The organism is Microbulbifer sp. SAOS-129_SWC, assembly GCF_039696035.1.
GTDB lineage: Bacteria > Pseudomonadota > Gammaproteobacteria > Pseudomonadales > Cellvibrionaceae > Microbulbifer.
Genome location: NZ_CP155567.1, coordinates 1,025,711 through 1,039,733, shown reverse-complemented (window position 1 = coordinate 1,039,733; position 14,023 = coordinate 1,025,711). Strand labels below are relative to the sequence as shown.

General features: G+C 61.6%; 9 protein-coding genes. 1 reads left to right on the top strand and 8 read right to left on the bottom strand.

Features of this window, described 5'->3' with window-relative positions; all coding sequences use genetic code 11:
- Positions 1-19: 19 nt before the first annotated feature.
- The 3 genes from ABDK11_RS04410 to ABDK11_RS04400 form a co-directional block, all read right to left on the bottom strand.
- On the bottom strand, positions 20-697 hold the full coding sequence (locus tag ABDK11_RS04410) for a Fe2+-dependent dioxygenase (protein WP_346839089.1): 678 nt from the start codon (positions 695-697) through the stop codon (positions 20-22).
- 12 nt (positions 698-709) lie between these two features.
- A complete protein-coding gene (locus ABDK11_RS04405) occupies positions 710-2,935 on the bottom strand; it encodes a TonB-dependent siderophore receptor (RefSeq protein ID WP_346839088.1) in 2,226 nt (741 codons plus the stop codon).
- Positions 2,936-3,230: 295 nt separating this feature from the next.
- Complete coding sequence (locus ABDK11_RS04400; protein ID WP_346839087.1) at positions 3,231-4,397, bottom strand: PepSY-associated TM helix domain-containing protein; 1,167 nt, start codon at positions 4,395-4,397, stop codon at positions 3,231-3,233.
- A gap of 284 nt (positions 4,398-4,681) precedes the next feature.
- Here ABDK11_RS04400 and ABDK11_RS04395 point away from each other — a divergent pair, with 284 nt between their 5' ends.
- Complete coding sequence (locus ABDK11_RS04395; protein WP_346839086.1) at positions 4,682-5,230, top strand: cytochrome b; 549 nt, start codon at positions 4,682-4,684, stop codon at positions 5,228-5,230.
- Positions 5,231-5,312: 82 nt separating this feature from the next.
- Here the strand turns inward: ABDK11_RS04395 and ABDK11_RS04390 are convergent, their stop codons facing one another.
- The 5 genes from ABDK11_RS04390 to ABDK11_RS04370 form a co-directional block, all read right to left on the bottom strand.
- Complete coding sequence (locus ABDK11_RS04390; protein ID WP_346839085.1) at positions 5,313-7,076, bottom strand: DEAD/DEAH box helicase; 1,764 nt, start codon at positions 7,074-7,076, stop codon at positions 5,313-5,315.
- A 1,105-nt stretch (positions 7,077-8,181) separates the two neighbouring features.
- The gene (locus ABDK11_RS04385; protein ID WP_346839084.1) at positions 8,182-9,915 is read right to left on the bottom strand and encodes an SLC13 family permease; all 1,734 of its coding nucleotides are present in this window, start codon (positions 9,913-9,915) and stop codon (positions 8,182-8,184) included.
- Between the two features lie 715 nt (positions 9,916-10,630).
- Positions 10,631-10,906, bottom strand: a complete 276-nt coding sequence (locus ABDK11_RS04380) for a polysaccharide biosynthesis/export family protein (RefSeq protein ID WP_346840174.1) — start codon at positions 10,904-10,906, stop codon at positions 10,631-10,633.
- 80 nt (positions 10,907-10,986) lie between these two features.
- Complete coding sequence (locus tag ABDK11_RS04375) at positions 10,987-12,183, bottom strand: outer membrane beta-barrel protein (protein WP_346839083.1); 1,197 nt, start codon at positions 12,181-12,183, stop codon at positions 10,987-10,989.
- Positions 12,184-12,365: 182 nt separating this feature from the next.
- Positions 12,366-13,775: an undecaprenyl-phosphate glucose phosphotransferase gene (locus tag ABDK11_RS04370; protein ID WP_346839082.1), complete on the bottom strand. Its 1,410-nt coding sequence runs from the start codon at positions 13,773-13,775 to the stop codon at positions 12,366-12,368.
- Positions 13,776-14,023 lie beyond the last annotated feature (248 nt).

The window sequence follows — 14,023 nt, the reverse complement described above, 5'->3', positions numbered from 1 at the left end:
CCGCGCACCACGCGCACCGTTACGGCTCTGACCAGCGCCGCAACAGGTTGTGGTAAACCCCGGTCTGCGCCACGAGCGACTCGTGCTCGCCGAGCTCCTGCCGCAGGCGATTGATGGACATATCCAGGTCGAACAGCAGGGTGCGCTGGCCGTCGTCACGCACCAGGCTCTGCAGCCAGAAGAAGGCACTGATGCGGCTGCCGCGGGTCACCGGGGTAACCCGGTGCAGGCTGGTGGACGGATACAACACCAGCGAGCCCGCCGGCAGTTTGACGCTGTGCGCGCCGTAGGTGTCATCGATCAGCAGCTCGCCGCCCTCGTAGTCACCCGGGTCGGACAGAAACAGCGTGCACGACAGATCCGTGCGAATCTGCCCGCCGCTGGGCAGGCGGCGGATGGCGTTGTCCACATGGTTGTGAAAATGCTCGCCGCCCTCGTAGCGATTGAACAGCGGCGGAAACACCCGCTGCGGCAGCGCCGCCGACATAAACAAACCGTTCGCCGGCAGCGCGCGCAGAATCACCTCGCCGAGCTCCCGCGCCAGCGCGGAATCGGCCGGCAACTGGCGGTTGCGCTTGGCCTGTGCGGACTGGTGGCCGGCGGTAACGCGGCCATCCACCCACTCCGCCTGCTGCAGGGCCGCGCGCATTTCGGCGGCCTGTGGCGGAGTGAGAATTTCAGGAATTTCCAACAGCACGGTCGCTAACCCTCAATAATTGAAATTGACACTCAGCAGCGCGGTGCGGCCGAGCCCGGGGATAAAGTGGCCGCCGCCGACGTAGTCGATATATTCCGCACCGCTCAGGTTGTGGATATTCAACTGCGCGCTGACAGTGCTGCTGAACGCGTAAACACCGGAGGCTTCATACACCCAGTAGTCCGGTGCCGCACGCAGGTTCGAAGTGCTGTTGTAACGCTCGCCCACATACTGGGCACCGGCGCCCAGCTGCAGCTTTTCGCTGACCAGGTAATTGGCCCACAGGTTGAATGAGTTTTCCGGCGAATTGGCCAGCTGCTTGCCGATCTCCCCGGGGTCCTTGCTGTCGAGCACCTCGGTGTCGAGGAGCACATAACCGGCATTAAGGCTCAGGCGCTCGGTCACCGAACCGGTCACCCCCAGCTCGATACCCTGCACCCGCTGTTCGCCATCCAGCACCAGCAGATCATTCGGGTCGTCCGGATCCTGGGTGCGCGCGTTGACCTTGTCCGTGCGGAACAGCGCCGCGCTCAACAGCAGGTTGCCGTCGGCCAGCTGCCACTTGGTGCCGAGTTCCAGGCTGCGGTTTTCTTCCGGGTCGAGGTTGGCAATACCCGGCTGGCGGCGGCTGGTGGAAATTGACAGCGCCTCGGCGCTCGGATTGAACGACGTGCCGTAGCCCAGGTAGATAGTGCCCTCGGGCACCGGCTTGTACACCAGACCGGCGCGGTAGCTGAGCATGGCATCCGTGCGCGCCATCAGCGGGCTGCCGTCCGGGGTGTATTCCAGCTCGAAACGGTCGTAACGCAGGCCGCCGTTTATCTGCCAGTGCGCATCGATCTGCAGCGAGTCAGACAGGTACGCAGCCACGGTGGTGGAGTCCGCGGTGCTGGCGGTGCCGGTGCGCTGGTAATTCTCCAGTACCGGATCACTGGGGTCGGGATCGAACAGATCCGTGGGCCCGGAATCCCCGCCGAGGTTTTCCCGGATATAACGCTTCTCGCCTTCCAGGCTGACTTCCGCCCCCAGGGTGATTTTATGTTCCCAGTTTTCGCCGGGATTTACCGTTAGCGACAGGTCCGTGATGTTGCTGACGATATCGTCGTCCTGGTCGCGATACTTGCGGTCGGTGCGGCGGATATCGGTACTGTCGGCGCTGGCGAATCGCGGCGCGGTAATAAAGGAATCGCGATAGGTCCTGCCCACGCGCGTGGTGTTGCGCAGGCTGGCGTTGTCGCCCAGTCGCTGCTCTACCTGCACCGTGCCCAGCGTCGTTTGCGTTTTTTCGAAATCCCGCCCCTTGAGGCCATACCAGTTGTCGTAATCCACCGGTGCCGGCGCGTTGGCGTAATCGGCCAGCGGTAGGTTGCCCTCCGGCACCCACGGAATACCGTAGTCCGGCACATTGTCCTGGGCCAGGTGGAACAGGCTCAGGGTCACCCGGGTATCGGTATCGATACCGAATGCCAGCGACGGCGCCACACCCCAGCGCGCATTGTTGACTTCATTGCGGCCGGCTACATCCTGATCGTGCACCATCAGGTTGAGGCGCGCCGCGGCATTGTCGATACCATCGAGGCTGTGATTCACATCCAGAGTGGCGCGGTGGTAACTGTCGGTACCGGCGGTGATATTCGCGCGGGTGCTGTCGCCCAGACGCGGGGCCTTGCTGACCAGATTGACGGAGCCACCGGTGGAACCGCGACCGGAATAGTCGGAAGACGGCCCCTTTACCACTTCCACCTGTTCCAGGTTGAACGGGTCGCGGGTATAGCCACCAAAGTCGCGCACATTGTCGACGAAGATATCGGTGCGCGCGCTGTAGCCGCGAATGGAAAACTGGTCGCCGGCCGGCGTACCGCCCTCGCCGGCCTGCATGCTGATGCCGGACACATTGCGCAGCACATCGCGCAGCGTTGTCGCGGCGCGCTGTTGCATGACTTCGTCGGAAATCACATTAATGGTTTGCGCGGTATCGAGCAGCGGGCGCGGAAACCTGACCGATTCCGGAGCCTGTTCGGGTTGCCGGTCCACCACCTGCATTTCCTCAATGGCGCCGTCGTCCCCGTTTTGCCCCGCCAGGTCCTGGGCGCTGACGAGCGGGCTGCAGGCCACCGCCGCCAACAGCGGCAGTCCGGAGAAATGCCGCGCCAGCGGCTTGCGCTTGAGCGGCAGCGCGCTGCTGTCCATGGTGTTGTGTAGAGCGAGTTTGTCCGTAGTACTCGGCAGATCGATCATGATGAAAACCCCAACGAGAAATGAATGAATATTGCTTTTACCAAATCGCAATGCGAACGATTATCATTTACAAGATGGAGATTGGCAAGCTGCTGTCGCCGGTTGGGGGGAATTTTTCTTTGCCGGTAGATGAGTTGGCGGTGTAACGCACACCGGACGGGGATTGCGGCCACCAAAAATCCGGCCGCCGGAAGCGAAGACAACCACCGGCCCCGGCAGTTAGCCGCGCGCAACTGTTGCACGCGGCCGGTGGGGGTTTATCAACACACTGAGGCGCCCCGCGCCTGTGGATAAGTCAGGTTGGATCTGCACCAGAGGCCAGCGGGGCCCTGCGCGCGCCGCGGCGACGAAGGTAGCTTCGCAGTCGACGCAGCGACAGCGCCAACCCGGTCCACACCATCAGTATTGCGGCCAGCGAGGCGAGCCCGGCGAGTGTCTGGCCCCAGAAGCCCAGCGCCTCACCGGTGTGCAGGAAGCGGATCCACGTGCGCCACTGCCGGCCGGTGGACTGATCGGCGAACGTGTTCGCCGCGAGCACTGCGCCACTGTGTCCGTCGATGGTCAGGCTGGAACGTTTCTGCGGTTGGCCGCCGCTACCGCGATCCACCTGCACGCCTACATCGGTTTCCGTGCCGCGCGGCAGGCTGACAGTGAGCGTTCGCCAACCCGCGCTGCGGCCAATGGCGGACTGCAGGGCGCTTTCGAGGGAGACGCTGCGATTCAGCGCAGCGGCTGCGTCGCCCCGCGCACCGCGCGGCGGACCGCCACGGCCGCGCTGCGGAACCTCTTCGCCGGCGAGGCGGTAAACCGCACTGTTGGCCCAGGGGTACTTGAACACCACCGCGGTGGAAATAATCACCAGCAGCGGCAGCGCGGCCCAGAACCCGAATACGTGGTGCCAGTTGAAATCGCGCGCCTTGCCGGATCTGGCATTGGGATGAAACCACAGGCGCAGGCGCAAGGTGCTCCAGCGGTAGACGGCCGGCAGCCACAGATAGAGGCCACTCAACAGCAGGAACAGGAAGGCCAGGTTGCAGGCTCCGGTGATCGCGCGCCCCAGCGCGCGCTGTTCGCCTCCGGCATTGAACCAGCGGTGCCACTGTTCCACGCTGTGGAAAAAGTCATCCAGGCGTTCGCTGGCGGGCGGATAGAGTTCACCGCTGTAGGGATTCATCGCGCGGCGCTCGGCGCGCCCCCGACGCAGCAGCAGCGGCGCCTCCGCGTCTGCCGACAGGGTGATACTGGCGGGCACATAACGACCCGCCACTGCCGCCGCTAGCAGCTGGTCCAGCGGCAGGCGCTCCCGCCCCGCCGCCTCCACGCGGTACTGCCCGGCGGTGCTCCAGTCGAGCAGCTGCCGCTCATAGGTCAGCAACACCCCGGTAACGGACATCATCAATATGACCAGCCCGGCGACCACCCCACAGATAAGGTGCGCCCAAAAGATCCCTTTGCGTATCACTGCCCGCTTCCCCGATAAAAGACGCTATTTTTGCGAATGATAATCCTTATCATTTGTTACGGCAATACGGATGGACAAAACCGGCAGCGCCTGGTGTAACGCCGGCAAGCGGGGAAAAGCGGACCTTCAATTGGATAACGGCGTTGCCGACCGCTCGCAGGCAATCAGCACACCGTAAGCACTGCAAGGTGCGTTACAACACGCGCACTCTGTCGTAGCCATTCAATTTAAGCTCAACAGGCCCTAAGATAAGCGACTGCAATAACAGAACAAGGGGAAGATCCGTGGACCAACAGGTAACAAGCTGGCACCCCGTCAGCAAGGGGCTGCACTGGCTGATCGCAATTCTGATTCTCTGCGCCTGGGGCTCGGCGGAGCTGCACGAGTCTTTCAGCAAGGGCAGTCCAATTCGCGGCGGATTGATGGTGTTCCATTTTTCCGTGGGGTTCAGCGTGCTGCTGCTGGCCTTTCTGCGCATGTACTGGCGCGCCACCCACCCGCGCCCGAAACTCTATGGCAGCGCCTGGCAGCGCCCCGTTTCCGTCCTGGTAGAGAGCCTGCTGTACGTGGCCATGCTGGGCATGCCGCTGACCGGGCTGGCCATGCGCCAGTATGCCGGGCGCGACACCACCATCTTCTGGCTGTTCGACATCCCCTCCTTCGTCGAGAAGAACATTCCTATCGCCAAGAAACTGGAATTCGCGCACACGGAGCTGATCTGGAACGGCCTGCTGGCCCTGCTGGTACTGCATATCTGCGGTGCACTCTGGCACCACTTCTTCACCAAAGACGATACGCTGCGGCACATGTTGCCCTGGGGCAGGTCGAACTGAGCCCCGGCTGAGCCAGAACCGCCGGCTGCATTGCGGCCATGCATGAAAAAAGGCGAACCGGTTTCGGTTCGCCTTTTTTGTTTTACTGGCTGGCCTTGCGCGGCTTGCCCTTCGGCTTACCTTTGGGCTTGCCCTTGGGTTTACCGTGCGGCTTGCCAGCGCCAGGCTGCTCGGTATAGCGGGAGATGTTCATCGGCTTGCCGGACACCCGCACCTGCTTCAGGTGCTGGAAGATTTCCTTGGGCATGCCCTCGGGCAGGTCCACGGTGGTGAATCCCTCGTAGATCTCGATGCGGCCGATATAGGAGCTGTCCAGCTCGACCTCGTTGGCGATGGCGCCGACGATATTGCCCGGCTTTACGCCGGCCTGGCGGCCGACTTCAATGCGGTAGCGCTGCATGCCCTCGTCCGGCGCGGGCACGTTTTTATCCTTGTCGAAGCTGCGTTTCTTGCGCTCGCGGCGGTCGGAATCACCGCGGTCTTCGCGGCGTTCACGGAACTCCCGCGGCTCCGGCTCGCGCTCGTCCAGCAGCAGGGGCTGATCGCCCTGGGCCATGGAAGCCAGCGCCGCCGCCACGTCGAGCGGATCGATTTCGTTCTCGGCCAGGTACTGTTCCACCAGATCGCGGAACGGTGCCAGATCCCGGCGGCCCGCCAGGGTGTAGGTGATCCGCTGGCGGAACTTCTCCATACGCGAGGCGTTGACCGCCGCCGCGGTGGGCAGGTCGAGACGCTCGATCGGCTTCTTGGTCGCCTTCTCGATGGCGCGCAGCATGCGGCGCTCACGCGGGGCCACAAACAGGATCGCATCGCCTTCGCGCCCGGCGCGGCCGGTGCGGCCGATGCGGTGGATGTAGGCTTCGGTATCGTAGGGAATGTCGTAGTTGATCACGTGGCTGATGCGCTTCACGTCCAGTCCGCGCGCCGCCACATCGGTGGCCACGACGATATCCAGCTTGCCGCTCTTGAGCTTGTCGATTACCTGCTCGCGCAGGTTCTGGGCCATGTCACCGTTCAGAGCGGCACTGGCAAAGCCGCGCGCGGCCAGCTTGTCGGCCAGCTCCACCGTGCTGTTCTTGGTGCGCACGAAGATAATGGTGCCATCCACCGGCTCCGCCTCGAGGATGCGGGTCAGCGCGTCCAGCTTGTGCAGACCGCCCACCGGCCAGTAGCGCTGGCGGATAGTCTCGGCGGTCTCGGTCTTGACGCGGATCTTCACTTCTACCGGCTCGCGCAGGTGCTCGCGGGCGATGTAGGCGATCTCTTTCGGCATGGTGGCGGAGAAGAGCGCAATCTGGCGCTCATCGGGAATCTGCTCCAGTACCCATTTCACATCGTCGATAAAGCCCATGCGCAGCATTTCGTCGGCTTCATCGAGGACCAGGGTCTTCAAGGTGGACACGTCGAGGGTGCCCTTGCGCATATGGTCCATCACCCGGCCCGGCGTGCCCACCACCAGCTGCACGCCGCGCTTGAGCTGCTGTATCTGGCCGCGGTAATCGGCACCGCCGTAGATCGGCGCGACGTGGAAGCCCTTCAGGTTGGCGGCATAGGACTGGCAGGCCTCGGCCACCTGGATGGCCAGTTCGCGGGTCGGTGCCAGCACCAGCGCCTGCGGGCGCTTGGCCTTCAGGTCGAGCTGGGCCAGCAGCGGCAGCGCGAACGCCGCGGTCTTGCCGGTGCCGGTCTGCGCCTGGCCCAGTAAATCGTTGCCTTCCAGCAGTGACGGGATAGTCTGTGCCTGGATCGGCGAGGGGGTCTCGTAACCCAGTTTTTTGACGGCGTTGAGAATTTCGGGCGGCAGGCCCAGCTGGTCGAAGCCAATCGGCTCGGGGGTATCGGTCATTTCGGAGTTCACTTGAATCTACATAGGGGGCCAGGCAGCAGCCAGGTTGTGTAACCATAGCTCACTGCCAAAAATTGCTGGGCAAGGCGAATAAGCCCGGCAATAGCAACACCGCGCTATTTCAAGCTTGTTCTACTCAGTGACAGGAGCCCGTGGCGAGGAGGTCTGCTACCCAATCCGGCTTGTACCCCGTGAGGCCGGTGTACGGCGTGGGGCAAGAGGGCGCGGAGTCTAACAGGTTCGGGCGAGTCTGGCAGTATATTTTTTAAACAAGTTGTTGGACGGGCCTGCGGCCTGCGCGGGCGAACACGAGGTCCGCCCCTACGGATCAAGCGCGGAGAACCCATCCACTGCGGCGCCTTCCGTGCCACTGGTCGCGGTGCACTTGCTGTAGCCACCGCACTCGTTCGCCCGGGTCCCGGCGCGCCTGGTGAGTGTCGGCGGGGCGGGCCTGTGGCCCGCGCGGGCGAACACGAGGTTCGCCCCTACGGATAAAGCGCGGAGAACCCATCCACTGCGGTGCCTTCCGTGCCGCTGGTCGCGGTGCACTTGCTGTAGCCACCGCACTCGTTCGCCCGGGTGGCGGTACGCCTGGTGAATGTCGGCGGGGCGGGCCTGCGGCCCGCGCGGGCGAACACCAGGTTCGCCCCTACGGATCGAGCGCGGAGAACCCATCCACTGCGGTGCCTTCCGTGCCACTGGCCGCGGTGCACTTGCTGTAGCCACCGCACTCGTTCGCCCGGGTCGCGGCGCGCCTGGTGAGTGTCGGCGGGGCGGGCCTGCGGCCCGCGCGGACGAACACGAGGTTCGCCCCTACGGAACAAACGCGGAGAACCGATCCGCCGCAGCGCCTGCCGTGGCGTATGTCGCGCTGTGCTTGCTGGAATCAATGCAACTGTTGGGTATGCGGTGTGGGCGCCCCGGGCCCGCGCGGCCGAACGAGGTTCGCCCCTACGGATCAAGCGCGGAGAACCCATCCACTGCGGTGCCTTCCGTGCCACTGGTCGCGGTGCCCTTGCTATAGCCACTGCACTCGTTCGGTAGGGGCGAACCTTGTGTTCGCCCGGGTCGCGGTTGGCACCGCACGTGATTCCGCAACCACACTTCAACCCGCAAACGGAAACACCACCGGCAACAACAGCAATACCGTTGCCGAGTAGGCAATCGTCAACGGCAGCCCCGCGCGCAGGAAATCCCTCAGGTGGTAGCCGCCGAGGTTCTGCACCATCAGGTTGGTCTGGTAGCCGAACGGAGTCAGGAAACTGGCGCTGGCGCCGTAGGCCACCGCCATCACAAACGGCATGGTACTCACGCCGAAGCTCTCCGCCAGACTCCAGGCCAGCGGAAACGCCAGTGCGGCGGCGGCGTTGTTGGTCATCAGTTCGGTCAGCGCCAGCGTGAGCAGGAATATACCCACCAGGGCCGCGTAGGGGCCGGCATTCATCAGCGACCCGCGCATGGCCGCAGCCAAAGCATCCGCCAGGCCACTGCCGGCAAACGCCTCGGCCAGCACCAGCGCACTGGCGATGATCAGCCAGATCTGGAACGGGAAACGACGCTGCAACTCGGTGGTGGAAACGATACCCAGGCCGATCATGCCACCGAGCAGCACCACCAGGCCCTTCAGCAGCGAGAAGTATCCCAGCGCCGCGCCGGCCACCAGTGCCACAAAACCGATCCCCAGTAGCCAGTTGTCGCGGCGGGACAGCTGGCGCTGTACCTCCCCACCGCTGATCACGTAGAAGTTCTTGTCGATATTGCGGTGGTGCTTGAAATCCTGCCCCACCGCCATCAGCAGTGCATCGCCCGCCTGCAATTCGATTTCGCCCAGTTTGCCGGACAACCGCTCACCGCCGCGACGCATTGCCACCACCGCCGCATCGAAGCGGGTACGGAACTGGCTGCTTTTCAGTGTCTGGCCAAGGATGCTCGAGCTCGGCGTCAGCACCACCTCGGTCAGCTCGATATCCAGCGCCTCGTCGTCCAGCGCGAACACGCGCAGCCCCTCAATATCCTGCAGCCGCCCCAGATCGCGCACATCGCCACTGAAAATCAGCTTGTCACCACACTTGATGATCTCCGTCGGCGCCACCGGGCTGATCACCCCGCCGCCACGCACGATTTCGATCAGGTACAGGGTTTCCAGCTGGCGCAGGTTATTTTGCTCCACCGATTTGCCGTCCAGCGGCGAGCCGGCCACCACTTCCGCCTCCAGCAGGTACTCGGTGAAAGGCAGCTCCGCGCCGCGCCCTTCCGGCAACAAGCGATTACACAGCACCAGTACCAGCAGGCCAACGAGGGTCGCCGCCAGCCCGATGGGCAGGAAGGCAAAGAATTCCAGCCCGGGCACACCGCGGTCGAGGACAAAGCTGTTCACAATCAGGTTGGTGGAGGTACCGATCAGCGTCAGGGTCCCGCCGAGGATGGCGGCGTAGGACATCGGCAACAAAAGTTTGGCCGCGGGATAGCGCCGCTGGGCCTTCACGCTCGAGGCCAGCGCGGCCACCACCGCCGTGTTATTGAGGAAAGCCGAGGTCAGCGCCGTGGCACTGGTCAGGCGCAGCAGGCTGCTGCGCAGGGAGCCATTGATCAGGCCATCCGCAATGGCCCGCAGCCACCGCGCCTTCTCCAGCCCGATGGATGCCAGCAGCAGCGCCACCAGCGTCACCAGCCCCGGGTTCACCGCCTTCTGCAGCGCCACCTCCGCCGGTACCAGGCCGGTCAGGAAACACACTCCCGCCGCCGTTGCGAACACCAGCGACGGACGGAAGCGAGTGAGAGTCAGGGAGGCGATGACCAGTACAAAAATACCGGCAACAATCAGCTGCTGAAAAATCATAAGACCGTGGGGCCACCCTGCTCTACGAAGTTGCGCGGTAATTACCCAATCACCGCGATAGAACGCAGATTATGCCAAAGGTGGGGGCGTCACGCCGCCCCTCACTTCACATCGGGTAGCCGTTCCCAAGGGGCACGGGGCTAGTCGCCCGCGGCAGACGTACCATGCGAGCAGAGCATCTTGACCAATTCAAGGCCACGAACCTGCGCCAACCAGCGGTAAGTCGCCGCTTCGGCACCGTTTTGTTGTACCGGTTGTACGGTTTGCGCGCGGCTGCGGTTGTTCTGAAGCCCGCGCAGTAGTTGCCTGTCCTGCAAGCACTACCCCATCGCACCGGCCAAGCTGCAGATCCGCGTGAATGATGGCGCTGTGCACTACCGGCGCATAGGGGCAGAGGCGATCGGCCTGCTGCAGCAGCTGGTCGAGTTCCGCGTCCAGCTGGTTCAGGTTCAACTTCACACTGATCATTTCCAAGCGCCTGTCCGGGCGCTGCGCGGCGATACAGTGCCAGCGCCGACTGGTGATCGGCCCGATCTTTACCGTAGGTAAGCGCGCACCATTCGAACAGACGAGCTTTCAGCAACAGCTGGTAGCGGCGGCCAGGGTGCAGTGTAATGGTGCGGTCAATGACCGTGAAGGCAGCAGCGAGAACCTGCGGTGACAGCGCCTTACCCGCCTGCGGCCAGCGCTTGAGGTCGTGCTCCACCCGCAGTACCTACAGATGCGCAAGGCTCATCGAGCCCGCTTGCATGCTCAAGGCCACCAGCAGAGTGAGCAGCACCCGGGTCACCGCCAAGCCCGCGACTTTAAGTTCGCCCAGGAAGGGGTAATTCGCTACGCCGCCGTCACCCAGTTCCGTCCCGATACTGAGGTCATTCTCGCCGTATACGCTGATCTGTATTTTGTCGCCAGAGCTCCGGTGATAGTAAGTGCCACCGAAAACAGCAGCCTTATCCGAGGGCGCCATCCCCACCAACGCGGTGAAAAACACCAAAAATAAGCCAGAGAGGCAGGGCGCGACTCGCCCTGTCCGCGGTCAATGCATACCCCAATTTTTACGGAGTTATTGTTCTACAGGGTCAACTCAAAGCCAATATAGGTGAGGTTCTTGTCGTAATCGAAATTGGCTTGATTGGAGTTCTGTTTGTCGAGGCTGACACCGGCGCGCAGGGACAACCAGCGGCGCATAACGTAATTGGCCTCGAGGCTGGTGTTGTCGATATTTTCCTCACGCTGCACGCCCTCGTACTGGTTGTTTGTGTGGGCATACGCCACTTCGGTGCTCAGGCGCTCGGCCCATTCGTGGGTCCAGCCCAAGCGATAGGTCTGCACGTCAATATAGTTGCCAGCGCCGTTAGTCTCCTGGCTGTGGCGCTTCGTGCTCAGGTCGAAGGTACTGTAGGTGCGCGGCGTCCAGCCCACGCCCACTTCCCAGCTCGGCATAGTGCTCTCTCCGCGCGCAGCGCTGTCGAATGCCTTCCGGCTGGCACCCACCTTGATGCGGCCGGTCGTCTTCGCAGTACCTTCCCAGCTGATACCCACCAGGAAGTCTGTCTCAGTACTGTCGAGCGGGGCGACACCAGGCGCCGTGTAGTCGTAAGCGATATCGCGGAGCGAGGCCTCGGCCAGCAACCGGGTCTTGCCCCCGGCGTTGTAGGAGAAGCCGAGGGTGCCATAGTTGGTGCCGCGATCGTGAGTGCGGACGCGTAGTTCATTGCCATCGTAGTTGTGATTACCGGAACCTACCGTTACGTCAATACGGCCCTTGGCACCCTCGGCGCCATAGCTGTACAGACCGTGCACATCGTTTTCCTTGTAGGTATCCGGCTCATCAAGCAGATTACCGAAGCCCTGGGAAATACCAGTACCGCGGGCCTCGTGCCCGGCCAGGTAACTACCCGCGAGTGAGAAGTGGTTGCGCTCGTTCAGCTCCCAGTTGCCTTCGCCACTGACAGTCTGATCCAGATAGTTGTCGGCACTGCTGTCGAAGTATGCACCCTTTTCCAGAGAGTACGTCAGGTTGTAGTCGGAGACGTCATTACCCGCAGACAGCTGGAAATTGGGATTGACCAACGTCACCACACTCTCGATCTGGCTAGAACTGGCATTAGTGACATTATCGTCATTCTGGAAATCCACATTCAGCGACGGCGTCAATTCGATACCGTTGCCGAGTTTCACCGCGGCCGCCTCGCTGTCTGCCAGCGCCGAACCTGCTCCAATGGAAACGATCACGCCGATCATCACAGAAAGTCTGATCTTGGTCATTTTGTCTATGTCCGAATTCTCGAGAAAATGGGCTGCCGTAGTGCACCCCTATTACAATCGGACTTGCCATCACTAAATGCAGGCGGCGCCATAAAAAACGTGAAAGGTATCACGGCGCAATAGTCAACCTTAGCGGCTGTATGTCGATGTAAAGGAGTGCAGGCGATTAAAAAACGTTAGTCTCAAAAAGCGTTTTTGCCTACAAAACCCTTGAATATCGTCATCAAAACAATGCGTAGATCCAGCCACAGCGACCAGTGGCGGATATAGTGCAGATCGTACTCCACGCGCTTGCTCATTTTTTCCACGGTGTCAGTTTCACCGCGCCAGCCATTCACCTGCGCCCAGCCAGTGATGCCCGGCTTTACCTTGTGTCGCAACATGTATCCGTTTACGAGACCGCGATACTCCTCATTGTGAGCCACCGCATGCGGGCGCGGACCCACGATCGACATCCGCCCCTGAAGCACGTTGATAAACTGTGGCAATTCATCCAGCGATGTCTTGCGCAAAAATCTACCAACCGGGGTAATACGCGCATCATTGCGGCTAGCCTGCACCACTTTCTCGCCGTTCTCCTCAGCAGTCATGGAGCGGAATTTCCATACTTTAATGGAGCGCCCGTCCAGTCCGTAACGATGCTGTTTGAAAATCACCGGGCCCTGTGACGTGAGTTTAATGGCCACTGCAACCAGCAGCATCAACGGTGAAGTCAGCAGCAGAATAATGAATGACAATAGGAGGTCTTCGAGGCGCTTCAGCCAGCTGTTCAGCCCCTCGATGGGCGTATCATAAACACTCAGCAGGTTGGAGCTGCCCACCTGGTGCCAGCGCGCGTGCAGCAGGTTGCTTACAAACAGGTTGGTGAGCAGATGCACCGTGGCAGTGGTATCGGCGAAGTCCTGCAGTATCTTCTGAATGCGCCGCTCCTCGCGCATTGGCAGTGCGATATAGACCAGGTCAAGCTCGCCGGCCCTCGCCGCCGCGAGCGCATCACTCAATTCACCCAAGAGATTGATCGGGCCCATTTCCAACAGCGACAGCTCGCCGTTGTCGGTACCCGGCACCCTGTAGAAGCCCTTGACGCGAATACCCATCTGTGGCTCATCGGCGAAGTTCTGCGCCAGCTGAACACCGGCCTCGGTAACACCGATCACCGCGGCGGCACGGATATTGTGGTTACAGGAGCGAACATAGAAAAGCACCAGGCGGAAAACGTAGCGCCAGACGCTCAGAAGGAACAGGGTAAGCAGGAACCAGCTGCCCACTACCAGACGCGAATAGATATGCCCGGTTTTGCTGAAGTAAGCCAGTAACAGCAGAAGCACGCAGACCATGGACCAGGCGAATGCGGTGTAGCCGAACAACTGCAGGTAGCTGTCTGCCCGCCATGAGCGGTAGAGCTCCACAGACTCCGCCATAAAGGCAAAACCTATGGCCGCCAGCAGGCCAATCAGCTGCCAGCTGCTGCTGAAGGACTGATGATATAAAGTGCAACTGAGAAACAGCGCGCCAAGAATCAGCACGCCATCCAGAAAGCGATATAGCGCAGCCAAGCCATTCTGGTGGCTACGAATCCAGCCTTCCCCCATGGCAACCCCCTAAGATTCCCAAAAAGCCAACAACCCCTGATCGAAAACGTGGTACTCGCGGCTTTTCTATAAATACGGCTTGTCAAGACACAACAGCTGATGATTCGCACTGCAAACCAATTGGGCTCTATCTCGACCCATATGTCTGTGTGCCAATAAACGCCACCAGATTAACTCAGCTCACTATAAAACAGAGACAAAAATCCCAAAAACTTCAAAGGGACGTCTAATAATTGATCAATTTTGAA

Coding starts and splice junctions, on each gene's coding strand:
- ABDK11_RS04405 (WP_346839088.1), bottom strand. CDS start 2,935: ATGATCGATCTGCCGAGTACTACGGACAAACTCGCTCTACACAACACC.
- ABDK11_RS04370 (WP_346839082.1), bottom strand. CDS start 13,775: ATGGGGGAAGGCTGGATTCGTAGCCACCAGAATGGCTTGGCTGCGCTA.
- ABDK11_RS04390 (WP_346839085.1), bottom strand. CDS start 7,076: ATGACCGATACCCCCGAGCCGATTGGCTTCGACCAGCTGGGCCTGCCG.
- ABDK11_RS04385 (WP_346839084.1), bottom strand. CDS start 9,915: ATGATTTTTCAGCAGCTGATTGTTGCCGGTATTTTTGTACTGGTCATC.
- ABDK11_RS04375 (WP_346839083.1), bottom strand. CDS start 12,183: ATGACCAAGATCAGACTTTCTGTGATGATCGGCGTGATCGTTTCCATT.